Annotated in this window: 22 protein-coding genes; 19 read left to right on the forward strand and 3 right to left on the reverse strand. The window is 56.8% G+C overall.

The features are described from left to right. Positions 1–29: 29 nt before the first annotated feature. Positions 30–1,109: an LLM class flavin-dependent oxidoreductase gene (locus F1379_RS20540; protein ID WP_150273375.1), complete on the reverse strand. Its 1,080-nt coding sequence runs from the start codon at positions 1,107–1,109 to the stop codon at positions 30–32. Between the two features lie 230 nt (positions 1,110–1,339). Here F1379_RS20540 and F1379_RS20545 point away from each other — a divergent pair, with 230 nt between their 5' ends. The 15 genes from F1379_RS20545 (at position 1,340) to F1379_RS20615 (ending at position 19,055) form a co-directional block, all read left to right on the forward strand. After that, positions 1,340–2,656, forward strand: a complete 1,317-nt coding sequence (locus tag F1379_RS20545; protein ID WP_150273379.1) for a PQQ-binding-like beta-propeller repeat protein — start codon at positions 1,340–1,342, stop codon at positions 2,654–2,656. Positions 2,657–2,867: 211 nt separating this feature from the next. Beyond that, complete coding sequence (locus F1379_RS20550; protein WP_150273384.1) at positions 2,868–3,644, forward strand: ABC transporter ATP-binding protein; 777 nt, start codon at positions 2,868–2,870, stop codon at positions 3,642–3,644. 86 nt (positions 3,645–3,730) lie between these two features. Beyond that, entirely contained in the window at positions 3,731–4,534 is an 804-nt protein-coding gene (locus tag F1379_RS20555) for an ABC transporter permease (RefSeq protein ID WP_150273389.1), read from the forward strand. Positions 4,535–4,549: 15 nt separating this feature from the next. Beyond that, positions 4,550–5,437: an ABC transporter permease gene (locus tag F1379_RS20560; protein ID WP_150273394.1), complete on the forward strand. Its 888-nt coding sequence runs from the start codon at positions 4,550–4,552 to the stop codon at positions 5,435–5,437. A gap of 427 nt (positions 5,438–5,864) precedes the next feature. Continuing rightward, positions 5,865–7,472 carry an FAD-dependent oxidoreductase gene (locus F1379_RS20565; RefSeq protein ID WP_150273397.1) on the forward strand — a complete coding sequence of 536 codons (1,608 nt, stop codon included), beginning with the start codon at positions 5,865–5,867 and terminating at the stop codon, positions 7,470–7,472. Further along, on the forward strand, positions 7,469–7,801 hold the full coding sequence (locus tag F1379_RS20570) for a 4Fe-4S dicluster domain-containing protein (RefSeq protein WP_150273399.1): 333 nt from the start codon (positions 7,469–7,471) through the stop codon (positions 7,799–7,801). Before F1379_RS20565 ends, F1379_RS20570 begins: the two co-directional genes overlap by 4 nt. A gap of 28 nt (positions 7,802–7,829) precedes the next feature. After that, entirely contained in the window at positions 7,830–8,927 is a 1,098-nt protein-coding gene (locus F1379_RS20575; protein WP_239004747.1) for an ABC transporter substrate-binding protein, read from the forward strand. 100 nt (positions 8,928–9,027) lie between these two features. Continuing rightward, entirely contained in the window at positions 9,028–9,855 is an 828-nt protein-coding gene (locus F1379_RS20580; RefSeq protein WP_150273401.1) for an alpha/beta hydrolase family protein, read from the forward strand. Positions 9,856–9,968: 113 nt separating this feature from the next. Further along, positions 9,969–11,600 (forward strand): FAD-binding protein, encoded by a 1,632-nt coding sequence (locus F1379_RS20585; protein ID WP_150273403.1) that lies wholly within the window; start codon positions 9,969–9,971, stop codon positions 11,598–11,600. Then, the gene (locus F1379_RS20590) at positions 11,597–11,941 is read left to right on the forward strand and encodes a 4Fe-4S binding protein (protein ID WP_150273405.1); all 345 of its coding nucleotides are present in this window, start codon (positions 11,597–11,599) and stop codon (positions 11,939–11,941) included. Before F1379_RS20585 ends, F1379_RS20590 begins: the two co-directional genes overlap by 4 nt. A gap of 263 nt (positions 11,942–12,204) precedes the next feature. Continuing rightward, positions 12,205–12,879, forward strand: a complete 675-nt coding sequence (locus tag F1379_RS20595) for a Na-translocating system protein MpsC family protein (protein ID WP_150273408.1) — start codon at positions 12,205–12,207, stop codon at positions 12,877–12,879. A 144-nt stretch (positions 12,880–13,023) separates the two neighbouring features. Further along, positions 13,024–13,440 (forward strand): response regulator, encoded by a 417-nt coding sequence (locus F1379_RS20600; RefSeq protein ID WP_150273411.1) that lies wholly within the window; start codon positions 13,024–13,026, stop codon positions 13,438–13,440. Between the two features lie 165 nt (positions 13,441–13,605). Continuing rightward, a complete protein-coding gene (locus F1379_RS20605) occupies positions 13,606–15,855 on the forward strand; it encodes a PAS domain-containing hybrid sensor histidine kinase/response regulator (protein WP_150273413.1) in 2,250 nt (749 codons plus the stop codon). 464 nt (positions 15,856–16,319) lie between these two features. Beyond that, positions 16,320–17,399, forward strand: coding sequence for a bifunctional 3-deoxy-7-phosphoheptulonate synthase/chorismate mutase (locus F1379_RS20610; protein WP_150273416.1), 1,080 nt, complete (start codon positions 16,320–16,322; stop codon positions 17,397–17,399). Positions 17,400–17,591: 192 nt separating this feature from the next. Beyond that, positions 17,592–19,055 carry a SulP family inorganic anion transporter gene (locus F1379_RS20615; protein ID WP_275262618.1) on the forward strand — a complete coding sequence of 488 codons (1,464 nt, stop codon included), beginning with the start codon at positions 17,592–17,594 and terminating at the stop codon, positions 19,053–19,055. A 73-nt stretch (positions 19,056–19,128) separates the two neighbouring features. Here F1379_RS20615 and F1379_RS20620 read toward each other — a convergent pair whose 3' ends face one another. Beyond that, on the reverse strand, positions 19,129–20,136 hold the full coding sequence (locus F1379_RS20620; protein ID WP_150273420.1) for a ketoacyl-ACP synthase III: 1,008 nt from the start codon (positions 20,134–20,136) through the stop codon (positions 19,129–19,131). Between the two features lie 8 nt (positions 20,137–20,144). Next, a complete protein-coding gene (locus tag F1379_RS20625) occupies positions 20,145–20,486 on the reverse strand; it encodes a hypothetical protein (protein ID WP_150273422.1) in 342 nt (113 codons plus the stop codon). Positions 20,487–20,768: 282 nt separating this feature from the next. Here F1379_RS20625 and deoC point away from each other — a divergent pair, with 282 nt between their 5' ends. From deoC to F1379_RS20645, 4 genes are all read left to right on the forward strand, one after another. Beyond that, entirely contained in the window at positions 20,769–21,446 is a 678-nt protein-coding gene (deoC, locus tag F1379_RS20630) for a deoxyribose-phosphate aldolase (protein WP_150273424.1), read from the forward strand. Positions 21,447–21,564: 118 nt separating this feature from the next. Then, positions 21,565–22,080 carry a GNAT family N-acetyltransferase gene (locus tag F1379_RS20635; RefSeq protein WP_150273426.1) on the forward strand — a complete coding sequence of 172 codons (516 nt, stop codon included), beginning with the start codon at positions 21,565–21,567 and terminating at the stop codon, positions 22,078–22,080. Between the two features lie 194 nt (positions 22,081–22,274). Continuing rightward, the gene (locus F1379_RS20640; protein ID WP_150273429.1) at positions 22,275–23,573 is read left to right on the forward strand and encodes a homocysteine synthase; all 1,299 of its coding nucleotides are present in this window, start codon (positions 22,275–22,277) and stop codon (positions 23,571–23,573) included. Between the two features lie 489 nt (positions 23,574–24,062). After that, positions 24,063–25,118, forward strand: a complete 1,056-nt coding sequence (locus F1379_RS20645; RefSeq protein ID WP_150273431.1) for a hypothetical protein — start codon at positions 24,063–24,065, stop codon at positions 25,116–25,118. The last annotated feature ends 1,632 nt before the right edge of the window (positions 25,119–26,750 follow it).

The following is a 26,750-nucleotide window of genomic DNA, read 5'->3' on the forward strand; positions in this document are numbered from 1 at the left end:
AGTCAGGAATGCGGAGTGCGGGTTAAGCTTCAGCGCTTCTGTGCCAGCTCCCTGCGGACAGCCGGAGCGACTTCGGCCGCAAGTAATTCGATGGCAGCGGCAACCTTGGTGAAGGGCAAGCCGCCGATGTCGAGCTGCACCATGAACCGGTGATGTCCGAACAGCTCGTGCTGGTACAGAATCTTCTCGACGATCTGCTGCGGGCTGCCGACCGCCAGCGTGTTGTCAGGAGCGACAAACCGGGCGAAGTCATCTGCGCCCACACGGTAGACCTGGTCGCGCGACGGGCTGATGGCATTCCGGTAGCTGTAGTAGTACGGGTAATATTCATCCAGCGCCTGCTGCGAAGTCTTGGCGATATAGCCATGGCTGGTAATGCCGATCTTAAGATCCTGCGGTGCATGTCCAGCCGCAGCTCCGCTCCTCCGGTAGGTCTCGGCCAGATTGCGGAACGGCTCCGGGCTGCCGCTGAGAATGGCGATGGCCATGCCGACGCCAAGGCTGCCGGCCCGTTCGGCGCTGTCCGGCGAACCGCCGACGCCAACCCACAGCGGCAGCTTCTGCTGCAGCGGGCGCGGGGCGATCTCGGCATTCTTCAGCGGCTGCCGGAAGCGCCCCTCCCAGTTCATCACCTCGTGCCGGTTCAGCTCCAGCAGCAGCTCAAGATTCTCGGCGAACAGCTGTTTATAATCTTCCATCTTGTAGCCGAACAGCGGGAACGATTCAAGAAAGGCGCCCCGCCCGGCAATAACCTCCGCCCGTCCGCCGGACAACAGGTCAAGCGTGGCGAAGTCCTCGAAGACCCGGACGGGATCGGTGGTGCTGAGCACAGTGGTGGCGCTGGTCAGCTTGATCCGCTTCGTGGTCTGGGCGATGGCAGCCAGAACGACCGGAACCGCCGAAATGGCAAAATCGAGCCGGTGATGCTCCCCCACCCCGAACACATCCAGCCCCGCATCATCGGCGAGCTGCGCCGCCGCGATGACCTCCTGCAGCCGCTGCCGGGGGCTGATGGTCTCTCCGGTATGACAATCCTGTACAATATCGCCCAGCGTATAGATGCCGAACTCGAACTCAGGTACAGCCTCTTGTTGAACCTCGTTATTCATCATTCCAAACTCCTTATATAGCAGAATATATAGTGTGCATTTAATAAGCATGTCCACTGAAACAGGTATGCCGGTATTATAACATAACGACTTACAAAATGTAAGTATGTGAGTAAATCTCGTTATTATAGCCATCATGAAATGGAATATTATTGAATTTGTTCACAAAAGGCATATACTCATAGTTGTCTTTTATCTGGTTTTACATTCTATTATGGGAGGGAAATTAAATGGACTGGAGAAAACGGATCAGCTCCGCTTGCCTAGCCGCGGCGGGAATGAGCATGCTGCTGACGACGGGGGTGGCCGCGGCCGCTGTCTACGAGCCGCATACGTCGTACAGGGGAGAGAATCTTACGGGACTCTATACAGAGCTTCCGGAAGCGAAGGCTTCATGGACTGCGGTAATCGACCGGCAGGAGGAAACAACAGTAAATCTAAACGGCTCGATTGCCCATGGCGATGGAAAGGTATTTCTGCTCCGGCAAGGACAGCTGACCGCGCTGAATGCCCAGTCCGGCAAGCCGGTGTGGAAGTTCGGCACCGGCCTTAAGCTGCCGCTGATCTATCAGGACGGTACGGTATATGTAAGCTCGGCGGCGGGAAATGTCTGGGCGGTACATGCGGCCAGCGGCGCGCGCAAGTGGGGGGTAAAGGTACCTGGAGCCGAGGTGACTGCACTGACGGCCGAGGGCGGGCAGCTGCTGGTGCAGAACGGCGATATCCTGGCATACAGCCTAAGCAGCGGCAAGCTGGAGTGGAAGGATAATTACAGTGAGCCTCTGTATTCATCGCTGCAGATTCAGGGCGATATCCTCCTCGCCGAGAATTCGGTATCCGGAGCCTATACCTATGATCTTATGCATGCCTTCGACCGCAAGAGCGGGAAGCATCTATGGGAGCTATCCGATCATTATCTGCCGGTTGCAGGCAGTGACGGGACGCTGCTCTCGCAGAGAAAAGCGAATCTGTTTGACCTGCTGCCGCTCACCACGCTGGATACACTGGATGCCAGGACCGGCAAAGTGCTGAAGACGACGGAGTATAACCCGCGGGGCATTGATCCGAAGGTTGACGGCGGAAGCGGAGGAACGGCTTGGACCGACGGCGGCAATCTGTACATCAATGAGGGCCCGAAGGTCTACGGATACCCGCTGGATGCCGATCCGGCCACAGTGAAGCCGAAATATTACTCGCCCGAAGGATCGGGCGCGAAGCTGAGCTATGCCGCCGGTCCTTATGACGGACGGGTGCTGTTTACCGATGGGGAGAGCGTCTATGGCCTTAAGCTGGCCAATCAGTCGCTGGTAAGCTATTACGGCGGAGGCGGCATTGCCCGCTTTGATCTTCTGGGGCATGGCATGTATATTGCCCGAACCGATGGCCGGGTAGTAGCGGTCGACCTTATCTCCGGGAAGCCCCTGCTGCAGCTAAAGACCTCCGGCAGAGCGTATGGCCCTGTCCGGCTGGAAGCCGGCATGATAATTGTGGAGAGCAGAGGCCAGTTGACTGCCTTTAAGGAACCGGCCGTTCTAAAAATGAAATAAGAATACGTCCATAATAATTGTGTCTTTTTGTTGACAGGGTCCAGAATAGATGATATTTTAATTACACAAATTATAATTGAATTACTTTGAATTAATTCAGCCGACTGTTCAGACAGAGGTGTCCGGATGCGCAAACCTGCGCAGGGGATACCTCTGTTTTTTTGTATATGCGGCGGCAAACGTAACTGGAACCAGGAGAGGGGAGAGCTTTATGGGAGAAGCTTTGCTGTCCATTACAGCACTGAACAAAAGCTTCGGCACAGCCGCAGGCCAGGTGCAGGCGTTGCATGATGTGGATCTGCAGGTTCAAGAAGGAGAATTCATCACGGTGATCGGCCCGAGCGGCTGCGGCAAAAGCACGCTGCTGCGCATAGTGGCCGGTCTCGATACCGGCTACTCCGGGAAAGTTACACTGGAAGGGACGGAGATTGGCGGGCCGGGTATTGATAAGGGGTTTATTTTTCAGGAGCACCGGCTGTTTCCATGGCTGACTGTGGAGAAGAATATCGCCTCCGACCTGCCGCTCGGCAAGCCGGAGATCCGCCGCAAGGTCGATGAGCTGATTGAACTGGTGAAGCTCCAGGGCTTCGAGAAGTCTTACCCAAGGGAGCTGTCGGGCGGAATGGCCCAGCGTGTGGCGATTGCCCGGGCGCTCCTGCGCAACCCGCGTATCCTGCTGCTAGACGAGCCGTTCGGCGCGCTGGATGCCTTCACCCGGGCTCATATGCAGAGTGTGCTGCTGGACATTTGGCGCCGCAACCGGACGACGATGATCTTCGTGACGCATGATATTGATGAAGCGGTCTTCCTGGGGACCCGTGTCGTGATTCTGGAGCCGCGTCCCGGGCGCATCCGCAAGATCGTGCCGATCGACCTGCCGTTTCCGCGCAAGAAGACGACCTCTTCTTTTCAGGAATTGCGCCTGAAGGTGCTGAATGTCTTTGAGAAGGTTGATGAGCTGGAGCTGACTGACGGAGCGGGGATCTAAGCCTGAAGACATGCAAGGGGCTTCTAATGCTTTATACCTGAGTTATCCGATAAGATTTTATTATTTTAGAAAAGAGGTTGGAAAGAATGAGCAATCAGACCCTGACGGTAAGGACCGCCGGGAAACCGGGCAAGGCCGCGATTGCCGGCTACGGGCTGCTGCTGCCGGCGGCGCTGCTGATTGCATGGCAGACGCTGGGCCATTACGGGATCATTTCGGAGATGCTGTTTCCTACACCGTACACCATCGCGGAGTCCTTTATCTCGCTGGCCGCAAGCGGGGATTTATGGAGCCATTTCAAGGTCAGCGCGGTGCGGGCGTTAACCGGCTTTCTCCTTGGCGGAGGTCTGGGCCTGCTGCTTGGCCTTATGGTCGGCTTGTTCAGGCAATCGGAGAAGCTGCTGGACCCGACGCTGCAGATGATCCGGATGATTCCCAGCCTGGCTGTGGTGCCGCTCTTTATTCTCTGGTTCGGCATCGGGGAGGAATCCAAGGTTCTGCTGATCGCCAAGGGCGCTTTCTTCCCGCTGTATATCAATACCTTTATGGGTATCCGCGGCGTGGACAACAAGCTGTTTGAGGTGGCGCGGGTGCTTGGCTTCAGCCGCCGGCAGCAGATTGCCCGGCTGGTGCTGCCTGCGGCGGTGCCCAATATTATGCTGGGTGTCCGTCTCTCGCTTGGCTTATCCTGGCTGGGTCTGGTCGTCGCTGAACTGATCGCATCCACCTCGGGCATCGGCTACATGATGTCGGATGCCCGCCAGTTTGCCGATACGCCGGTAGTCTTCGTAGGCATTATTGTTTTTGCGGCGGCGGGTCTTGTCAGCGACATAGCCGTCCGCTTGCTGGAGCGGCGTCTGCTGCGCTGGAAAGACAGCTATCAGGGTTAGGAGGAGTGAAGCATTATGGCCGATGGAGCTGACATCATTATTAAGGCTGCAAAAGGAGCAGAGAAGGGCCCGGGCAGTGCCGGAAGCGCTGCGGCGCCCGGCCGCGCCCAGGCCAAGGCGGCCTGGACGGCGCTGCGGGGCGCACTCCGCTCCGACTGGTGGGTCGGCGCACTGCTGCCAGCCGCCGCCATAGCCGTCTGGCAGCTGGCCGGGAGCACCGGCTTAGTCTCGCCGGAATTTCTGCCGACGCCGCTTGCGATTCTCGCGGCCTTTACCGAGCTCGCGGTGCACGGCGGGCTATCCCATCACCTTGGGGTAAGCATTGGCCGGGCGGGTCTGGGCTTCCTGATCGGGGCGATGCTCGGGCTCTTGCTGGGAACGCTGACCGGGCTGTTCCGGCGGGCGGAGTATATGCTGGACCCCGGAGTCCAGGTGCTGCGGCTCGTTCCGCATCTGGCCATTGCGCCGCTGATTATTCTCTGGTTCGGGTTCGGTGAGGTCTCGAAGATTGTCATCATCATGAGCGGCTCGTTCTTCCCGCTCTATGTCAACACCTTTATGGGCATACGCGGCGTGGACAACAAGCTGTTCGAGGTAGCACGGGTGCTTGGCTTCAGCCCGTGGCAGCGGCTGCGGCGGCTGGTGCTGCCGGCGGCGCTGCCCGGCATCCTGCTGGGCCTGCGGCTGTCGATGGCCGTAGCCTGGATCGGACTGGTTGTTGCCGAGTTGATCGGCTCCCAGTCCGGCGTGGGCTTCCTGATTAATGAAGCGAAGCAGAATTCCAACACGCCGGTGATCTTCGTCGGCATTGTCATCTTTGCGGTTGTCGGCAAGCTGATCGACTCCCTGTTCCGCCTGATTGAGCGCAAAGCGCTGCACTGGCGCGACAGCTACCAGGGATAAGAAGCGGTGCCATTCAATCGGACCAACTAGATCGATTTTTGCACACTATTTCAGCCTGTATTACGGATTTCAGCAATCTAATTGGATTATCGCCACTTAAATTGATCGATATTAAGGAATTTACTATTTTTCACCTGAATTAAGTGGCGGATATCCAACTAGGTCTGTGATTATCGTCCAATTAGGTAGAATTAAGTGGCGATTTTCCAACTACAGTCTGCGAACTGCGGCAGCCCTTCGTTCATCATAACCATAAAGAGCTGGCTGCCACCGAATACTGCAGCCATTAGCGGTATTCACCCGGGAACCGGGGAACGGCAGCGGGCAGCGGACAGCGGATGTAAGTCCATAACTTTACTGGAGTCACTTCGACGGCTTTATCTGGAGAGAATCTTAAGTCCAACATCTATAAAGGGGGAAATTGACAATGAGCAATACGCTACGGCAAGGTGCCGTGAATCTGTCGGCGGATGTACTGATTCTGGGCGGAGGACCCGCCGGAACATGGGCGGCGCTCAGCGCCGCAGCCAGAGGGGCCAAAGTAATATTGGCCGATAAAGGCTACTGCGGCTCCAGCGGTGCGACGGCTCCGTCCGGCACAGGCGTATGGTACGTACAGCCGGATGCCCGGCTGCGGGAAGAAGCCAAGGCCAGCCGCTATGAGATGGGCGGCCAGCTTGCCGAGCACCGGTGGATGAACCGGGTGCTGGAGCGCACCTATGACAATATGAACCGTCTGGGCGTCTCCGGGTATCCCTTTCCGCTGGATGAATACGGCAACCAATACCGCCGCAGCCTGCAAGGGCCCGAGTATATGAAGCTGATGCGGAAGCTGGTCAAGAAGGCCGGCGTGAAGATTCTGGATCACAGCCCGGCTCTGGAGCTGCTGGCCGATGAGCACGGTGTGGCGGGAGCGGCCGGGGTGCGCCTGCAGACCGGCGAGGCCTGGAGGGTGCTGGCAGGAGCGGTGGTCATCGCCACCGGCGGCTGCGCTTTCCTCAGCAGGGCGCTGGGGTGCAATGTGCTGACCGGCGACGGCTATCTGCTCGCGGCTGAAGCGGGAGCGAGCCTGTCGGGTATGGAGTTCTCCAATGCCTACGCCATTTGCCCGACCTTCTCATCCGTAACGAAGACGGCGTATTACAGCTATGCAAGCTTCTACTACGAGGACGGCAGTGTAGTGGAAGGAGCGGGCTCCAAGAGAGGGCGCTCGGTCATCGCCCGCAATCTGCTGGCGGGGCGTCAGGTCTACGCGAAGCTGGATCAGGCTCCGGAGGATATACGGCCGCTGCTGCGGGTCGGGCAGACCAACTTCTTCCTGCCCTTTGACCGCCGGGGAATCGACCCGTTTACAGAGGCATTCCCGGTCACGCTGCGGCTGGAGGGAACGGTGCGCGGAACAGGCGGCATCCGGATTACGGATGAGCAGTGCGGCACCGGAGTACCCGGTTTATACGCCGCAGGCGACGCAGCTACCCGCGAGCTGATCTGCGGCGGCTTCACCGGCGGCGGCAGCCATAATGCCGCATGGGCGATGTCCTCCGGCTCCTTCGCCGGTGAAGGTGCGGCAGCCTACGCCGCCTCGCTGGGGGGCCGCTCCGCTCTGCGCACGCCGTCCGGCCTGTCGGTCTCGCCGCTGGCAGAGGGCGAGGTCTCCCGGGGAGCGGCGGTGCGCGCGGCCGAATATACGGAGGCGGTGCAGGCCGAGGTCAAGCCGTACGATATCAATCTGTTCCGCACAGGCGCAACACTGACATCTTCGCTGGCTCGGCTTGACGATCTCTGGAAGGAGCAGCGCGGCCAAGAGATTACGGTTACGCCCGAAGGTGTCAAGGCCCGCGAGGCGCAGGCCATGACCGCAACGGCGCGCTGGATGTACAATTCGGCGCTGGCCCGCACAGAGACGCGGGGCATGCACAAGCGCGAGGATTATAAGGCTACGGATAGCGGGCAGCATCACCGCCTGATCACCGGCGGACTCGATGAGGTCTGGACCAGCCGGGAAGAGGTGGCGAAGGAGGAGGTGCTCTCGTGATTGAAGTGATCAGCGCCGCCAGATGTGTGGAGTGCAACCAGTGTGTGTCGGTCTGCCCGACGAACGTCTTTGACCGCGTCGAAGGGGATATTCCGGTCATTGCCCGGCAGAATGATTGCCAGACCTGCTTCATGTGCGAATTGTACTGCCCGGCGGATGCGCTGTATGTCGCGCCGGATTCCGAAGCGGTATCGGGTGTGACGGAGGCTGAGCTTGAGCAGTCGGGGCTGATCGGCGGCTACCGCGAGAAGGTCGGCTGGGGCAAAGGCCGCCAGCCGGTCGCCAGCCATGAATATATGATTAAGCTTGCGGCCCGGGCCGGATTCTAACCAACAAGACAAAGGGGAGACTACAGATATGAAGAAGCTATTGCAGACCGTTCAGGAAGTTCCGGCAGGTAAAGTCAAGCGGAGAGGGACCCGGCTAAGTGCCCGGCTCACGCTCGCTGCAAGCGTCATTCTGGCGATGCTCACGCTTTCGGCCTGCGGCAACAACACAGCCGGGAACAGCGCAGCCGGGGCAAACACAGCGGAAGCTGCGGGGAACGCCTCCAATGCCTCTACTGCCTCCGGCGCTGATGTTCCCGCGGTGCTGAACTTCGGCTTTATCGGCTCCAATAAGCTCAATGTGCCGGGAGGCGCCGAGGGCTGGGGCTTCCATAAAGGCATTATCCAGGAGGAGCTAAAGAAGCATGGGATCACTGAGGTGAAGCTGACCGGCTTCCCGAACGGGCCGGATCAGACCGAATCGCTGATCAGCGGCCGCCTGGATTTCGGCAGTCTGGGCGACACTCCGGCCATCATCGCCTACGCCTCGGGGGCGAAGACGCGCTTCATCACGCAGTCCTCAGCCCATACGGTCGGCTATCTGATCGGCAAGAAGGACGGACCGAAGACCCTCAAGGATCTGCAGGGCGCGACAATTGCCATTCAGAAGGGTTCGTTCATGCACCGCTACATTGTCGGCTTGCTCCAGCAGGAGGGGGTTACGGACTATAAGCTGGTTCATATGCTGATTCCGGATGCCACTGCAGCGCTGGCCCGCGGGGATGTCGACGCTTTGACCAACACAGGTGTACCAGCCTTGAAGCTGATCGAGCAGGGGTATACGCATCTGGATGATTCCTCGGCGCATCCGGACCTGTTGGGCTCCAGCGTCACGGTAGTGTCAGAGGAGTATCTGGAGAAATTCCCGGATTTCCCGGAGGTATGGAATGCCGCCCGTGAGAAGGCGCTGGCCGATTTACAGCAGCATGAGGAGGAGTATTACGAGTTCCTGGCCGAAATCGGGGACACCACGCCTGAGCTGGCGAAGCAGGTAAGCCCGATCAGTGACATTAAGGATACCGCGTTTACGGATGACGGATTTCAGCTGCTGGAGGGAACCAAAGCGTTTCTGGTCCAGGAGAAGCTGGCCAAGAAGGATTTTAATATCAGCGACTGGCAGCTTAAATAAACAGATTACCGGCATTCACTGGCATAAAGTATGGAAGCAGTGCAGACGGCAGGCCCGGGTGGACACCGGGCAGGGGATATCCATAACCAAGGAGGTCAATATGGCGGAGAATACGCTTGTCATTGAACGGTTTCGTCTTCCGCTTAAGAACGGGCTGCACCTGGAGGGGGAAATCAAGGTTCCCCAGGGAGATACGGCGCTGCCGGTCCTCTTGATCAGCCACGGATTCCGGGGCCATAAAGACTGGGCCTTCTGGCCGGAGGCAAGCGGGCGTCTGGCGGCCGCGGGGTTCTACACCGTCAGCTTCAACTTCTCACGTGTGGCGGCCCGCACTGCAGCCGGGCTCAGCGAACAGGAAGCGGCGGAGGCACAGACGCAAAGCCGCGAGCTGCTCGATCTGGAAGAGCTGCTGCACAGCCTGCAGGAGGGACGGCTGCCGCTGGCGGAGCGGGCCGGGCTCCAGCGGCTGGCGCTGCTCGGACACAGCCGCGCCGGAGGCAGTGTCATTGTCTTCGCGGCGGAGCATCCGGAGGTGAAGGCGCTGGCAGTCTGGAACGGCGGTTCTCCGCCGGTACGCACCTATGGGCCGGGCGAGAGCCCAAGCCTGCCGGAGCAGGCTATACAGGCCGATCTCGCCGCGGGTGGGGAGCGCTACAACCTGGAGCGGGCGCTCGGCGGGTTGTCGGCCAAGGCACTGGTTATCCAGGGCGACAATGACCGCGAGGAGCTGCTGCGGCAGAATCAGCTCTTCCGGGAGCAGGCGCCGCAGCACCGCTATGTTGCGGTGGCCGGGGCAGACCACACGTTCAATACAACCGAGCCTTACACCGGCTCCACACCGGCGCTTGATACAGCGCTGGCCGAGACGGTGGCATTCCTCCGCACGCAGCTCGGGTCCGTTGGCGGCAGAGTGCGGCAGGAGCCTTAATTTAAGAGCTTATTATCCGGGTAACGGAGGCATAGCCGCTGTATGCTTTACACATGTATACGGTATCCCCGGTTGATGGCTTCCATTTCTAAGAGCAGACAGGAGGAGGCGCAATGCCGCAGCATACATTGCAGGAGCAGGTAGTAAGGCAGCAAACAACGGCAGATGTGCTGGTTCTCGGCGGCGGTCCGGCCGGTGCCTGGGCGGCCTGGAGTGCGGCCTCGCACGGTGCGAAGGTCATTCTCGCCGATAAAGGCTATCTCGGAACAAGCGGAGCCACCGCTCCGGGAGGAACGACGCTTCTGGTCATCCCGCCGGTGGCGAAGCTGCGGGAGCAGGCGGTCGCGGCCAGGCTGCGGGCAGGAGGCTATCTGTCGGAGAATGCCTGGATTCACCGGGTGCTTGACCAGGTGGAGCGGAATCTGGAGCTGGTGGAGCAGTGGGGCTATCCATTCCCCAGGGATGAAGCCGGCCGGCCGCTGCGTACCCATCTGCATGGGCCCGAATATATGAAGCTGATGCGGCGGGTCGTCCGCAAAGCCGGAGTAAAGATATGGGATCAGTCTCCCGCACTGGAGCTGCTTCATGACAGGCATGGCGTAGGCGGGGCGCGCGGAGTGAACCGGCTTACCGGCGAGACGTGGGAGGTGCGGGCGAATGCCGTGGTAATCGCTACCGGCGGCTGCGCCTTCCTGAGCAAGGGTCTGGGCTGTAACGTGCTGACAGGCGAAGGGCTGCTGATGGCAGCCGAGACCGGAGCAGACCTTTCCGGCATGGAATTCAGCCGCCAGTATGCGCCAAGCTTCGAAGGCGGCACGGTAACGCGCGGGCGGATGCTGGCCTGGGCCACGCTGTACGACGGCGCAGGGCGTCCGATCCTGCGCGGCGACCGCACCTTCGGCAGCATACCCGAGCTGCTTGTGAAGGGCCCGGTCTATGCTTCGCTCGACTTGGCCGACACGCCCGAGAAGCGCGAGTTCCTCCGCCGCGCCCATCCGATCTTCTTCATGCCGCTGGAGCGTGCGGGGATTGACCCGTTCCGGGACAAGTTCCCGCTGACGCTGCGCTATGAAGGCACGATGCGCGGCACCGGCGGCCTGCGCCTGACCGGGGCCGACTGCGCCGCATCGGTGCCCGGCCTGTATGCGGCCGGGGACGCCGCTTCGCGGGAGAAGGTCACCGGCGCGATCTCCGGCGGCGGGGCGTACAACGCCTCCTGGGCAATCTGCAGCGGCAGCTGGGCGGGCGAGGGGGCGGCGCGTTATGCGCTGTCCCAGACGCGCCACGCGGACAGCCGGGAGCTGGCACCTGCGGGACGGCATGGTCTGCAGGCGGGTGCCGACAAGCCGCACCGGCTGGAGGCGAAGCCGCTGATTGCGGCCGTGCAGCGCGAGGTCCTGCCGCTGGAGACCAATTACTTCCGCAGCGAGGCAGGCGTCAGTGCCGCCCTGCGGCGGCTGGATAGCCTGCTGCCCGAGCTGGGCGGCGTGATTCCGTCCACGGTGCAGGGAATCGTGCAGTCCAGGGAAGCGGCGGCACTGCTGATGGCAGGCCGCTGGATCTATACCGCCGCCCTAGCCCGCCGGGAGACTCGCGGGCTAGCGCATCTCGCGGAGTATCCGCAGCTTGATCCGCAGCAGACGCACCGGCTAATTCTCTCCGGCACGGTCAGGATCGGCATCCGCACCGAAAGTGTACCCCATGCCCGCGAGCTGCAGCTGCCGGCAGAAGGGAGGGCCATATGATCGAGCTTGTGAGCAGTGACCGCTGCATCGGCTGCAAGCTGTGTGTGAAGGTATGCCCGACGAATGTGTTCGAGATGGACGGAAAGCTTCCCGTGATTGCCCGCCTGGAGGACTGCCAGACCTGCTTCATGTGCGAGGCGTATTGCCCGGCTGATGCCTTGTATGTGTCGCCGTTCGGCGACGCGGCTGTACCCGTCAATGAACAGGAGTTGATTGACTCCGGGCGGCTGGGTAGCTGGCGGGCAGAAATCGGCTGGACGCCGGGAGTGGAGCACTCTATGGCGGAACGGGATACGACCCCGTTTTTTGAAGTATTTACCGAATCCGAGCGCAAACTATAGGCAAACACTGGACATACTGAAACGGAGCCTGGACTGGCGGCAGTCCGGAGGCTCCGTTTCATTGTGCAGCCGGACGGAAGCGTCAGGTAAAGAGATTTCTCTTTATGGTAAAGCCCATTTCGCATATCACGCTGAATTTTTATGTGTACGTGGCAGGAATATCCGATTATACTAAAGTGAACGATCCGTTTTTTCAGCAGGCGGAGCGTCTCCCCAATCTCCATACTGACAGGCAAAAGAATATTAATGCTGGAGGAAATTGAATGAGCACTACTGAACTTACTAGCCAACTTTCCAGTTACACAGGCAGACTGCTGAGAGAGCGTTTCGGGAAGGGGCCCGAATCGGTGCATGCTTCCATCGGGAAGCAGTGCATAGCGCTGCATATCCGTAATTTTATCGGACCTGTGGAACGGTTTCTGCTAAACAAGGAGGAGGAGCAGGCTTTCCGCTATACCAGGGAATTGCTGATGAAATCTCTGCTTCCGGAGCTGGCGGCATATCTGAAGGAACATATGGCTATTGAGGTTGGCGAACTTTTTTATGACTGGGGAATACATAATGCTTCCGGTATCATCGTTGCGCTTCTCAAGTCTGAGGAGACCAGCGTCGACCATTACGCCGGAAGGGATCAGGTTCATACCCAGATTAGCGATGTGAGCCGCAAGGTGCAGAAGGAGCCCGAATTTATTGATTCCTGGTGGCTGGGACCGCGCACTTTGATTATTAAGCGCGAAGGTATTCTTATTCCGCTGGAGAAGGAACTAATTAATCTGGGCTATGAGAATACGCTCAAGACCACCAAACGCAAGATGGAGAAACGTTATCTGGAGGATACAACGACCATTGCTCCAATGCTTGGCAAGGAGCTGTCCGACATTTATGTGGACTGGGACTTTGACCGGGATACCAGCGTGATTGCATATACTTTTCTTTAACCAACATCATATAAGGCGGAAATGAGTCGGACATGCAAATGAGCCGAACATGAGCCGAAGAAGGGGGATATCCCTTTCTTCGGCTTTTTCTTTTTCGCGAAGATAAGCATATTCGCACTAACAGTTAGAGGAGGCGAGAGGCGGATGGAAGCATACAGGCGGACGGTATTATACATTGAAGACGACGCTGTAAATATGACGCTTATGCGGCATATTTTCAGAAAATACTTGCCCGCTGTGTTGCTGCTTGAAGCCGAAACGGCCGAACTGGGATTACGGATTGCCATGCGGGAGCCGCTGGATCTGATTCTGCTGGATATCGGCTTGCCCGGCTTGGACGGGTATGCGGCGATGAATGTGCTCAGATCAAAGGAAGAGACCCGTCATATTCCGGTGCTGGGAGTCAGTGCTTTTGCGCAGAACGCGGATATGGAACGGGCCAGGGTAAGCGGCTTCGCCGGATATATCACCAAGCCGTTTCAGGTGAGACTGCTGGCGGAAGCGGTGGAGTCGCTGCTTGCCGGAAGAGCGCATGTATTTATTGAGGATAAAATCAGATAACAGGAGAACTGGGGAGTGCTCCGTCTAATGGCCGGTTTCGCGCCTGCGGCCTGCAACAGACTGAATTAAGAATTCCATTTGACTTTGCTACGTTTATACAAGATATTTATAATTAAGATTTGAAATACGACAATTACGCTTATTCCACAAACAGGCGGTGGATCTATGATCGAACAGTATGCGGAAAATTATTCCCGCTTTGAATATAGGGGTGCGGCCGGAGACGTCGGAATGGCTTTTCTGTCCATGGACGAGAGATGGAGCAGCATCAACCCGGCGGTGACCGGGCTGCTGGGCTTTACGGAGCAGCAATTAACCGGACGGGAATTCAAGGAATTTGTGCATGACGAATCCATTCAGCTTTATACAGACAACATAACGGCTTTGCGGGACGGAACTATTCCGTTTTTTGAGTGCAGACTCCGGCTGGCGAGCGCTACCGGCGATCCGGTCCCGGTGCTGCTGCATGTTCTGCTGGTCCGTGACCCGTCCAGTGAAGCCGGTCTCCATTATGTCGTGCATATGGCCGAACTTGCGGACCAAAGCGTCCCCGGGGTTCCAGTTTCTGAGCTGTACCCGCTGATTGTTGCCAACATCAGAGATGTTGTGTATTATGCAACGCCGGACGGCATTTGCCGTTACTGTTCACCGTCAGTGACCGAGGTGCTGGGCTATGATCCGGGCATGCTCATTGGCCGGGAAATCCACGGACTGGTGCATCCTGATGACAGCTCCAAGCTGGAGCTTCCGCAAGTCATGCAGGAACAAAGGCTGCAGCTGCGGGTCCGGCATGCCGACGGCAGGTATTTGTGGCTGGAATTTACCCTGCGCTTAATTGAAGAAAGCCGTTACCGCGGAGTATTGGCTGTAGGGCGTGATGTAACAGAACGCATGATCGTGGAGCAGAAGCTGCAGGAGACGGTGGAACGCTATACTTCGCTCAAGAAGTATAACCACGACGCCATCATTTCTCTTGATCTGGAGGGCAAAATCATCAACGGCAATGAGCAGGCCTGCCAGTTGACCGGATACACGATTCCCGAGCTTGCCGGTACCAGCGTAGGGCTGATTATCGGAGAAAATCATGTGCACGATGTACTGCAAGATAATCCGGATAATAACTGCAACGAACAGAATATCGACACGATCTGGCACAAGGACGGCCATACGGTGGAGGTTCTGACCACCATTGCGCCCATTATTATCAATAAGACGAAGGTGGGTTTCTACATCATCGTCAAGGATATTACCGAGCAGAAGAAGCTGTTGATTGCCAAGGAGGCTGCCGAGAGCACGACCCGGGCGAAGAGCGAATTCCTGGCCATGATGAGCCATGAGATCCGCACGCCAATGAACGGCGTTCTCGGCATGACCGACCTGCTGCTGGAGACCAGTGAGCCGGGCTCGGTTCAGCGGGAGTACCTGGAAATCATCCGCCAGAGCGGCGACACGCTGCTGAATATCATCAATGATATTCTGGATTTCTCGAAGAATGAGGCCGGCAAAACTGCGCTTCACGAAGAATCCTTTGTGCTGGGAACCTGCATTGATTCTGCTTTAGAATTGCTGCTGCTTAAGGCCGAGGCGAAGCATCTTGCGATTAAAGTCCAAGTGGAACCCAATGTGCCGCAGCGGGTCATTGGCGATGCGGACCGGTTGAAGCAGATTCTCTTTAACCTGGTCGGCAATGCTGTCAAGTTCACTGATGCAGGCGGCGTTACGGTTCAGGTGCGGACCGAAGCCAGAATGGAAGAGCGGGTCACGCTCGAATTTACCGTGGCGGATACCGGTGTGGGTATTCCGGAGGATGCCCGGGAGCGGCTGTTTGAACCGTTCTTCCAAGTCGACCAGTTTATGAGCCGCCGCCATGAAGGCACCGGACTTGGTCTTGCCATTACGAAGCAGCTTGTCGAGCTGATGGGCGGAAGCATTACCCTGGATACCAGGGCAGAAGGGCCGGGAGCGACCTTTGTGTTCACGGTGAACCTGCGTCTGGAGGAGCATGCCGCCGAAGGCACGGGAGAGCCTTCGGGAACAGCTGTGCAGGGACGCCCGCTGTCGGTGCTGGTCGCCGAGGACAATGAGATTAATCAGCTTGTCCTGCGCAAAATTCTGGAGAAGCGTGGCTATAAGGTGGATGTGGCGGCCGATGGCCTGCAGGTGCTGGCGAAGCTTGCGGACAGCGCTTATGATCTGGTATTTATGGATGTGCAGATGCCTGGCATGAGCGGCCTGGAGGCCACCAGAAGAATCAGGGAGACGCTGCCTCCTGACCGGATGCCGGTTATCATCGCTGTAACGGCCAATGCGCTCAAGGGAGACCGGGAGCTGTGTCTGGAAGCCGGAATGGATGAATATATCAGCAAGCCGCTGCGCAGTGAGGTGCTGAGCCAGGTGATCGGGAAGTTTTTTTAACTAATGCCGGCCGCGTGTTTCATCAAGACTTTAATGCGTCGCAATATTCCCTTGCATCTCGGGAGCTTTTTGATTAAGATAGCAGAAACTGGTTCAGCAGGCTGTACCGGAATATTCCAAGCAAAGACGATGACGAAGAGAGTAAGCGCATAGGACGGATCTTAACAGGGAAGGCGTGCCGGAGACTGAGAGCACCCACATGAGACGTTTTGCGCCGAAGTTCACTTCGTAGTCGGCCCCTGAAGTGCTCCGAGCTTTGAGGACATGCGTAGGGAGGCCCGCGGCCCGCGTTACAGGCATAAGAAGAACGGATTTGTACAGGGCGGTTCATCGCCGCACCTTGCCGGCTGCTGCAGCAGCCGTGAAGACCGTTTGAATTAGGGTGGTACCACGGCTCCTCGTCCCTTGCGGCGAGGGCCTTTTTGCGTTCATAACATTAATATTGAAAAAGGGAGTGGAAGGCAATGAGCAATGTTGAATTGGATGAACTTAGAGGGAAACTGGACGGAATCAACGGGCAGCTGCTGGAGCTGATCTCCGAACGCGCCCGGGTGGTCCAGCAAATCGGGGCCATTAAAGAGAAGCAGGGAGTGCCGAAATTCGATCCGGAACGGGAAAAGCAGATGCTGGAGAAGCTGGTGGCGAGCAATCAGGGGCCTTTCACCGGCGGAACGATCCGCACCCTCTTCAAACAAATCTTCTCCGCATCGCTGGATCTGCAGTCGGCCGAGCATAAGAAAAGCCTGCTCGTCAGCCGCAAGAGCCACAAGGAGGATACAGTCATCGAACTGCCGCTGGGCGTGAAGGTGGGCGGGCTGTCCTCGCTGATGGTGGCGGGACCGTGCTCCGTAGAGAGCGAGCAGCAGACGCGTACCGTTGCCGCCGCACTGAAGCAGGCCGGCATTAAGGTGATGCGCGGCGGGGCCTTCAAGCCCCGCACTTCGCCTTACGATTTCCAGGGGCTGGGTATGGACGGCCTGCGGATTCTGCGTGAAGCAGCCGATGAATACGGGCTGCTTACGATCAGCGAGATCGTCGATCCCGCTCACCTGGAACCGGCGCTCGATTATGTGGACATTATTCAGATCGGCGCCCGCAACATGCAGAACTTCGAGCTGCTCAAGGCGGCAGGGGAGCTGGACAAGCCGGTGCTGCTGAAGCGTGGTCTGGCGGCGACGATGGAGGAATTCCTGCATGCGGCGGAGTACATCATGTCGCGGGGCAATACGCAGGTCATGCTGATCGAGCGCGGCATCCGCACCTACGAGAAATGGACGCGCAATACGCTGGATATCTCTGCGGTGCCGATTCTGAAGCAAGAGAGTCATCTGCCAGTGCTCGTGGACGTCACCCACTCGACCGGACGCAAGGATATCCTGGTCCCTTGTGCCAAGGCGGCGCTGGCTGCCGGAGCGGACGGCATCATGGTGGAGGTTCATCCCGATCCGGCCACGGCGCTCTCCGATGCCGCACAGCAGCTGAACATCGACGAGTTCAACACCTTCTTCAGCGAAGTGAAGGCTTCCGGTTTGTACCGCGAATAGCTTCCCGGTGTATTTACGCAGTTTGCGCTGAATGATAGAGAATACAGCAGAAACAAACGCTTACATGAACTGGTTACGCTTTTGTGCAAAGGTTAGGCTGTCGGTTACAATGGGAAGCATTGGCGTTGCACCGGACAAGGGCCATTCCGGATGGCCCGTTTAACCTTAATATGCACAGGAGGAACTTGCAGCTTGAAACCCTTACAATTAAATAACAACAGCTGGTTCTCGAATACGCGCAGCGATATTCTTTCGGGAATGACTGTAGCGATCGCCCTGATTCCCGAGGCGATCGCCTTCTCGATTCTGGCCGGCGTGAGTCCGATGGTGGGCTTGTATGCCTCCTTCACGATAGCCATTGTTACGGCATTTGCCGGAGGCCGGCCGGGAATGATCTCGGCGGCTACCGGTGCCATGGCGCTGCTGGTCGGCAGCCTGGTAGCGGAGCATGGGATTGAGTATTTGTTCGCCGCCACGGTGCTAACCGGAATTCTGCAGATTGTGATGGGCATGCTGAAGCTTGGCAGATTCATCACCTTCCTGCCGAAGCCGGTGATGACCGGCTTTGTCAATGCGTTGGCTATCCTTATCTTCATGGCGCAGCTGACGCATTTCAGCGGGCAGAGCTGGGTCATGTATGCCTTGGTGGCCCTGACGCTAGTGATCATTTATACCGTTCCGCGCTTCACCAAGGCGGTTCCGTCTGCACTGGTGGCAATTATCATCGTCTCCGTGCTGAGTATTGTCCTGAACCTGGATGTCAAGACCGTTGGTGACATGGGCAGCATTACTTCCTCACTGCCGCCGTTTCATCTGCCGCAAATTCCGTTTACGCTCGATACACTGCTGATTATTCTGCCGTATTCGCTGTCTCTGGCTGTAGTAGGACTTCTGGAATCGCTTATGACCGCTACCCTGATTGATGAAATTACCGGTACGGGAAGCGACAAGAACCGGGAAGCGAAGGGACAGGGCCTTGCCAATATGGTGACCGGATTCTTCGGCGGCATGGCGGGCTGTGCCATGATCGGCCAGTCTATGGTCAATATGAAATCAGGCGGACGGACCCGGCTGTCCACATTTGTATCCGGCGTATTTCTGCTGATCCTGATTCTGCTGCTCGGGGATATAGTGAAGCAGATTCCGATGGGGGCGCTGGTCGGCGTCATGTTCATGGTCTCGATCAGCACCTTTGAGTGGGGCTCGCTGAAGTCACTGGTACGGGTGCCGCTCAGCGACGCGCTGGTAATGATTGTAACGGTCGTTGCAGTGGTAGCCACCGATAACCTCGGTATCGGCGTATTGCTGGGAGTGCTGCTAAGCGCGTTGTCCTTTGCCTGGAAAATGGCTGCTATCCGCGTATCCTCCCGTACGGACGCCGATGGCGCAGAGGTGAGGTATCAGGTGTCCGGCCCGCTGTTCTTCGGTACGGCAAGCCATTTCGTGCAGGAATTTAATTATGAAAGTGACCCACAGCGGATCGTCATCGACTTCAGCGGTTCCCATGTGTGGGACCAGTCAGCGGTAGAGGCGGCGGGCAAGGTGATCGCCAGGTATGCTGTATACGGCAAGGAGGCCGAGATTACAGGACTGAATGCCGAAAGCGCCAGGCTGGTGGCCCGTATCGGCTTATCTATGTCCGGAGGGCATTCCTAATTAAGTATTATCGTTGTTAAAAGACCCTGCTCTGAAAGAGCAGGGTCTTTGGCATGAGGTGGACCTCAATACATTAATACTGATACAGCATCGTTGGAATCTGCCACCCGGCCCCTACGGACCAGAAGAAAATGTGGTCGCCGCGGTTAATTCTGCCTGATTCGACGCCACGCTGGAAAGCGATAAACGGACTGCTGGTGGCCGTATATCCGAACTCATCGCCCACATAAATGAACTTCTCATTACTCTCAAGGCCCAGGCCTTCCTGAATCAGCTCAATGTTCTTCAGCGAGAACTGCGACAGGCAGAAGGCGGAAATGTCATCCGTGGTAAGACCGTTGCGGCGCAGCAGCTCCTTCATATCGTTGATCGCCGCATCGACGCATACCGTGCCGTCAAACGGAGTCCAGCGGATACGCATCTGCTCCGGCGTAGTGCCCTCCCGGTAAATGTTCGACAGGCCGCAAGCCGGGAATACAATATCTGCATGGCCGCTGGAATCGGTGAAATACAGGGAATCCAGCAGACCTCCGGGTTCACTGCTCCGTTCCAGAATAACCGCAGCGGCGGCATCCCCGAAGTTGGGATACGTAATTTCATCGTCGATGTTGCAGTTAATGGAGCTGTAGTCGCTTCCGACCACCAGCGCATAACGGATAGCGGGGTTGGCCTGCATATAACGGCTGGCCTGCTCTACGGCGGTTACCATTCCGGCGCAGTTGGCGTTGGAGTCGAAGGTGACCGTCCGGTTCTTGCATTTCAGATGATTATGTAGGAGCAAAGCGTTGGTTGGGTACGTATACTCCGGCGTCTGTGATGCGAATACAATCATATCCAGCTGCTCGCTGACCATGCCGGCCGACTCCAGCACCTTCTGCGCCGCTTTGAAGCCCATAGTCAGCGCATTGTCGCCTTCGCCGTTAACGATATACCGCTTGTCGCGGCCCATTACTTCCAGAAAACGTTTGATATCCTTGCCGATCTTCGCGAAATGTTCCAGGTAAAATTCATTGCCTACACTATGCTCGGGATGATAATAAGCGGCGCTGCGGATGCGGATGTTTTCTGCGGTCTGCTCCATAAGTTCACCTACACTTCTCTGATTTCGTAATTTTCCAGTTTAGTGGTGCGGGCAACGCGGCTCAGCTGCATTTTCAGAACTGGGCTCTTGGCGATGGTGAATATAACCTTTTTGAATCCGGATTCCTTATAAAGGATGTAGCATTGCTCCAGCATAGGCAGCACATCGGGAGAAGAAACGTTCAGCTTGGTGCAATCCAGGTCGATTTCGTATTCGGTGGGCTGAAATTTGCTTACCGTTTCGTTATACTCCGTAATAAAACGTCCTGCGTCTTCCTCGGACATAGTGCCTTCTACTTGTACATTCAATAATTTTGCGGCGGTATCCGTTGCGAATTTAAAACTACCCATCTGCGTAAACTCTCCTTATAAATTATTAGTGTAAAAATAAGTTAAAGAAAATAATGGAATATCATGCCTGTAATTATACCGGGTTTCAAACTTTTAAAAAAGGATTTTTTTGCAGTATTACACTTTTTATTTTGGATTTTAATAAATAGGAATAAATACCCTTACGCTTCAGCTGCATAGAGAGTAAAATACGGCAAACCGCCTGTCCGGCTTTCCAAAGCCGCCCGCTATTGGTATGATTAAGAGCGAGTGAGCACATTCGCAACCATGGAGGAATTAACAATGAGTCAAATTACATTATCCGGGATCATCGACCATACGCTGCTGAAGGCGGATGCCCGTAAACAAGATATCATCAAGCTTGCAGAAGAAGCCAAAGCGTACAAGTTTGCTTCGGTCTGCGTCAACCCTGCCTGGGTATCCGTCGCCTATGAAGTCCTGAAGGATACACCCGATGTCAAGGTGTGCACCGTAATCGGCTTTCCGCTGGGAGCGTCGACGCCGGAGACCAAAGCCTTCGAGACAGCAAATGCAATTGCAAACGGTGCAGGTGAAGTAGATATGGTCATTAATATCGGGGCACTCAAGGACGGAGACGACGCGTTGGTGAAGCGCGATATCGCCGCTGTCGTAGATGCAGCCCGCGGCAAGGCGCTGACCAAGGTCATTATTGAGACCTGCCTGTTGACCGATGAGGAGAAGACCCGTGCCTGCAAGCTCGCGGTGGAAGCTGGAGCGGACTATGTGAAGACTTCTACCGGTTTCTCAACCGGCGGAGCGACCAAAGAAGACATCGCATTAATGCGTGCGGCAGTTGGCCCTGAGATCGGTGTGAAGGCTTCCGGCGGTGTGCGCAGCGCCGAGGATGCACAGATTATGGTCGAAGCGGGAGCCACCCGGATCGGCACCAGCGGCGGCGTAGCCATCGCCAAGGGCGAACGGAACGAAAGCGGCTATTAATTGCAGCAAGGCCTGCTGCGGCAGGGGCAATGTGCAGGGGAACGGCTGAAGGCTGTTTCCCTGTTTGGGTTAGAAGCATGAATCTTATGTATATGGCTGTATAGAGAGGGGACAACCGATGGAGGCTCTTACCTTTCCGGAGCTGGAGACACGGCGGCTAAAGCTAAGAATGCTGACTCTGGCCGATGGGGAAGCGGTGTGGAGGCATTTTGCGGACGAAGAGGTTGTAAGGTTCATGGATATTGAGCCATGTCACAGCCTTGAGGATGCGCTGGAGATTATCCAATTTCATCTGGACGATTCCGGCTGCCGCTGGGGACTGTTCGCTAAAGATACAGGCAGACTGACGGGAACCTGCGGATTTCACTGCTGGACACGGGAACCCGAGGCCAAAGCGGAGCTCGGCTATGACTTATCACCTGCTTACTGGGGGCAGGGGCTGATGGCTGAAGCGCTGGCTGCTGTGATCGCCTTCGGTTTTGCGCAAATGGGCCTTGCCATGATTGAAGCAACCGTAGAACCGGATAATTTACGGTCACTGCGCGTGCTTGAAGGACTGGGGTTTCAGCGGAGCGACGAACTCGCCGATGGCCTGGTTTATTATTCGTTAAATGCTCCCGGACAACGGGAATGATAACAGGAAGGTCCAAGAATTGTATGCGCTTACCTTTGCTGAATAATGCCGTTAATCTCTTGGCGGAATTGTATCCCATAAAACAAAGTGGAATAATGAGATTTTTTTCTTTTCAAATGACACGGATTGTGAGAGAATAGTACCAATTATTGATGTTAAACATTGCCATTCTCAATTACAGGGGAGGAATACCGATGTCCGAAGACCGCAAGCTGTCCTTTGAAACCCTGGCTGTTCACGCCGGGCAAGAGATTGATCCCACTACGCTGTCGCGTGCCGTACCGCTTTACCAGACCACCTCTTACGGCTTCCGGGATGCCGAGCATGCCGCCAATTTGTTCGCACTCAAGGAGTTCGGCAACATCTACACCCGGCTGATGAATCCGACGACCGATGTGTTTGAGCAGCGGATTGCCGCTCTGGAAGGCGGAGCGGGGGCGCTGGCAACGGCATCGGGAGCGGCAGCAATTTCTTTTGCAATTCTGAACATTGCCGGTGCGGGCGACGACATCGTCTCTTCCTCCAGCTTGTACGGGGGAACCTATAATCTGTTCTCGACTACGCTGCCGAAGCTTGGCATCAAGGTGAATTTTGTGGATTCCGACAATCCGGAGAATTTCCGCAGTGCAATTACACCGAAGACGAAAGCACTGTACGCCGAAACCATCGGCAACCCACAGGGTAACGTGCTGGACATTGAAGCTGTCGCAGCCATTGCCCATGAGCATGGGATTCCGCTGATCGTAGACAATACGTTCCCGAGCCCTTACCTGCTCCGGCCGATTGAATTCGGAGCAGACATCGTCGTCCATTCCGCCACCAAATTTATCGGCGGCCATGGCACCTCTATCGGAGGAGTCATTGTGGATGGCGGTAAATTCGACTGGAAGGCCAGCGGGAAGTTCCACGGACTGACCGAGCCGGACCCTAGTTATCATGGTGTGGTGTACACCGATGCCGTTGGACCTATAGCATATATTATCAAGGCACGTGTGCAGCTGCTGCGCGATCTGGGCGCCTCCATCTCGCCGTTTAATTCCTGGCTGCTGCTGCAGGGGCTGGAGACACTGCATCTGCGTCTGGAACGCCACAGCCAGAATGCACTGAAGGTAGCCCAGTACCTGGAAGCGCATGATGCGGTGGAGTGGGTCAGCTATGCCGGCCTTCCGAGTCATCCTTCTTATGAGCTGGCCCAGAAGTATCTGCCTAAAGGCCAGGGTGCCATTCTTACCTTCGGCATCAAAGGCGGCGCTGCGGCTGGCGTCAAGCTGATCGAGAATGTGAAGCTGTTCTCCCATCTGGCCAATGTCGGAGATTCGAAATCCCTGATTATTCATCCAGCCAGTACTACGCATCAGCAGTTGAATGCCGAAGAGCAGGCATCTGCCGGCGTTACTCCTGAGCTGTTGCGCTTGTCCATCGGCACGGAGTCTATCGACGACATTCTGTATGACCTGGAGCAGGCGATTGCGGCCAGCCAGCAGCGGGCTTAGCTTCAGCTGATTTTCCACTAATTCATTTAACCGCTGAACAGACTTCTGTTCCGTTACACTGCCCTTGATGGCGGTGGCGGACGGAAGTCTTTTTTGCCATTGTCTGCATAGCTGCAGCGTGATTTCCCTCTGACCGCCGAATATTCGGCGCCTTCTCCGCATATGCCTGTAAAACAACAACAGCACCGGCTTCAGCTCTGCATAGCTGCACGCGCCAAATTTATACTGATTTGACACCGCTTGCATAAAATGCGGGATGACCCCGTATTTATTTATAGTGAACTAGATAACTGTGCAGTGAGGCCAAGTGATGGAAGGGATGGGAGCGGAGGCTTTGACGGAAAGGCCGTCGGTTGCTGTACTACCATCCTGCCCGAGGCATGGAAAGCCTAAGTTCAGCTTATCTATCATGCAAGCAGCAGTATACCGGCGCGGCAGGTCTGCGAGCGAGAACACCGGCTGCTATCTTAACTAAAAGGTGGGTGCGAGATGAAGGGAGAACGTCAGCAGGATCATAATCGGAGCAAGGAGGAGCGCCTGTTCCAATATAGCGGTTCAGCCGATCGGGCAATCGGTGTGGAGATGAGCCAGGCGGCTTCTGTAGCTTCCGCCGCCGCCGAGTTCCTGGCTGCCGAAGAGCGTGGACGGCGGGCGGAACCGCTAGCCCGGACGTACTTCCGGCGGCCGGGCCAGGGCCCGGCGTTTCTGGTGCTGCGGGAGTGCACCGGAGAGGTGCTGCCCCTTCGCGAAGAGGACGGAGCTTATCCGGCCGGTCCGAGTCTGATCCGCAGCGAATCCTGGCTGCATGAACCGGAAACCGCGCGCATCTACCGCAGCTGGCTGGCCTGCGAAGACGAGGAGCAGGCGGCCCGTACGCTGCAGCGCATCTGCTACCGCCTGCAGGCCGCCGCCGCCGCGCTGCTCGACTCGGCCGACGGCGTCTGGGCGGCGGTCACGCTGCTCCAGCCGCCGGAGCTGGCGGCCGCCCCGGCCAGGCTGGCCGCGCTGCAGGATGCGCAGCTCGGCGCGCTGTTCGCCGCCGTGGCCGAGCATCTGCGGCTGGGCGGGGACAGCCGCACCGACCTGCTGGCGCCATACCCCGCCAGCGCCGGTGAATTCGCGGCTGTGCGCGAATTCATCGAGGACGTGGCCGACCAGACGCTCGGCCACGCTTTTGCGGCGGCGTGCCGCATCGGGGCGCTCCTCGCCCCGGAGGTGCGGCTCGCCGCCGCCGGGGAAATCGCGCGCACCGCCGATTTCCTCGTGCTGGACGGCGCGGCGGATGAGGCCGCGCCGGAAGCCGCCGCCGCCTGCTTCGCGCTGGCGGCGGGCGAGATTCTCGCCGCCGTGCGGAGCGTGAAGCCGGCGGCGGCCGTGTTCGCCGCGGGGGCACCGGCGGCGACAGCGCTTGCCGATCTGTACCTGATCGGCATTAACGGGATCTTTTGCAGCGCTAACCAGCGGACTGAAGCGCTGCTGAGGGCGGCCTGTCTGACCTGGATGGCCCGCCAGGAGAATATCGACGCCGCCGAGGGCTGGCAGTAACCGGCCGGCAACCCCTTCACACATGAACCAGCCCATGGCTCCGCGCTTTGTTGCGGAAGCCATGGGCTGTTGCAATTTACTGCTCTAGCGCAATATGTACCTAGTGCTAAGCACACCTGGCGCTATATGCACATGGCGCTTCCTTCATCACGCGGTATCAGCCATTCGCTCTCCTTACGCAATATACTCACAGCTGTGCCTGTTACGCATACTACCAGTAAGCGGTTTTCCAGTGACATACTGTAATTTACAAGGTAGACTTATTAACTCCTTGATCGTCCCGGAGTATCAGGGGCGTTGTTACGGACACAGTGAGCCTTATTATTGATTCCAGCGTCAACAAGTCAGTGTAACGTACTGAAGAGCCCTTATCTTCACAAAACCACGAGCTATCAGTGTATATGATGCACAGTAAGGTTTCTGGTGTCCGTTACAACAAACGGGACAGCTCCGCACCACGTTTCCGCACCGTCCTTATCTAGTACCTTGACCGCATCAAATTGAAGCTATGCACCATCTAGTTGCCAGTAAGGTTTGGAGACGTCCGCACCTACATCCCTTTCCCGTGAACAGGCCGACCAACAGCACAGTCCAGCTAATCAATCCTATTGTAGGCGAAAAATCGACCATAATGGGCTAACGTGAAGGTAAATAAGGCAAACGTAGTCGAAAAACCGACTACAATGTCTTGCCGTAGAGGAAAACAGACCCATTGTAGTCGAAAAACTGACCATAATGGGCTGCAGAGAAGGTAGACAGGGCAAATGTAGGCGAAAAATCGACCATAATCCACAAACCAAGCGAACCGAACGTAAAGCAGAACAGTACCTTAAAGTTCTCATGTTGCTCTTTTTCAGGGTTAGTGGAAAATCGCTACCTAATTTCACCTGTACGTTAGTGTTTGCATCGCCGTATTGGCTGCATCGAACGGCACCAGCAAGAAGTGACTGTGTGGGAAGTGAAACGAAACCAGGCACAGCAATCGGTGCAATGGCACTTTATAACCGAGCAAGCTAGAGGGAATAAAGCACTTATACCCTGGAATTTGAATTGGTCAAGGTATTAATTTTCCGAGCAACCTGCAATACGTTCCACTCCACGTCTCGCACCGTAGTCATCTGGTCTCCCGGCCAACATCATTTTTGTCCTCACCAACTTTGTTCGTGCCTACTTTTCTCTACCAACATTGACACTGCTGCTCATTGCTTTTCTGCGCTGTAGGAGCTATATCCGGCAGCTTGTTTGCACTGCTTGCCTCCAGGGTATGACAATATGTTAAATTTAGGAATACCTTTCTTGAGTTACTCAATAGCCAATTACTTGCCACGCTTTAATCACGCATAAACACATAAATCCCATACTACCTATGCAAGTAACCCACACTAGCACTAATCAGACTTTCAACCCTCATCAACCACCTCAACAATTAAACATACCCAAGCGCAGACCTGCGGCGGTTCAATGCACAAAAAAAAGACTGAGATGAGGGTTTACTTTTGCCCGAAAAGTGTTATATTATAGCTAAGTTGCATTAAGGAAATACTTTTGGACAATGGAAACAATGATTATCATTCTCATTTAACATGCTGTCCCGGCACCCGCCGGGGCAGCATGTGTCGTTTTCAGGGCTTT

The sequence above is a fragment of the Paenibacillus tepidiphilus genome (genome assembly GCF_008635795.1).
Taxonomy (GTDB): domain Bacteria; phylum Bacillota; class Bacilli; order Paenibacillales; family Paenibacillaceae; genus Paenibacillus_AQ; species Paenibacillus_AQ tepidiphilus.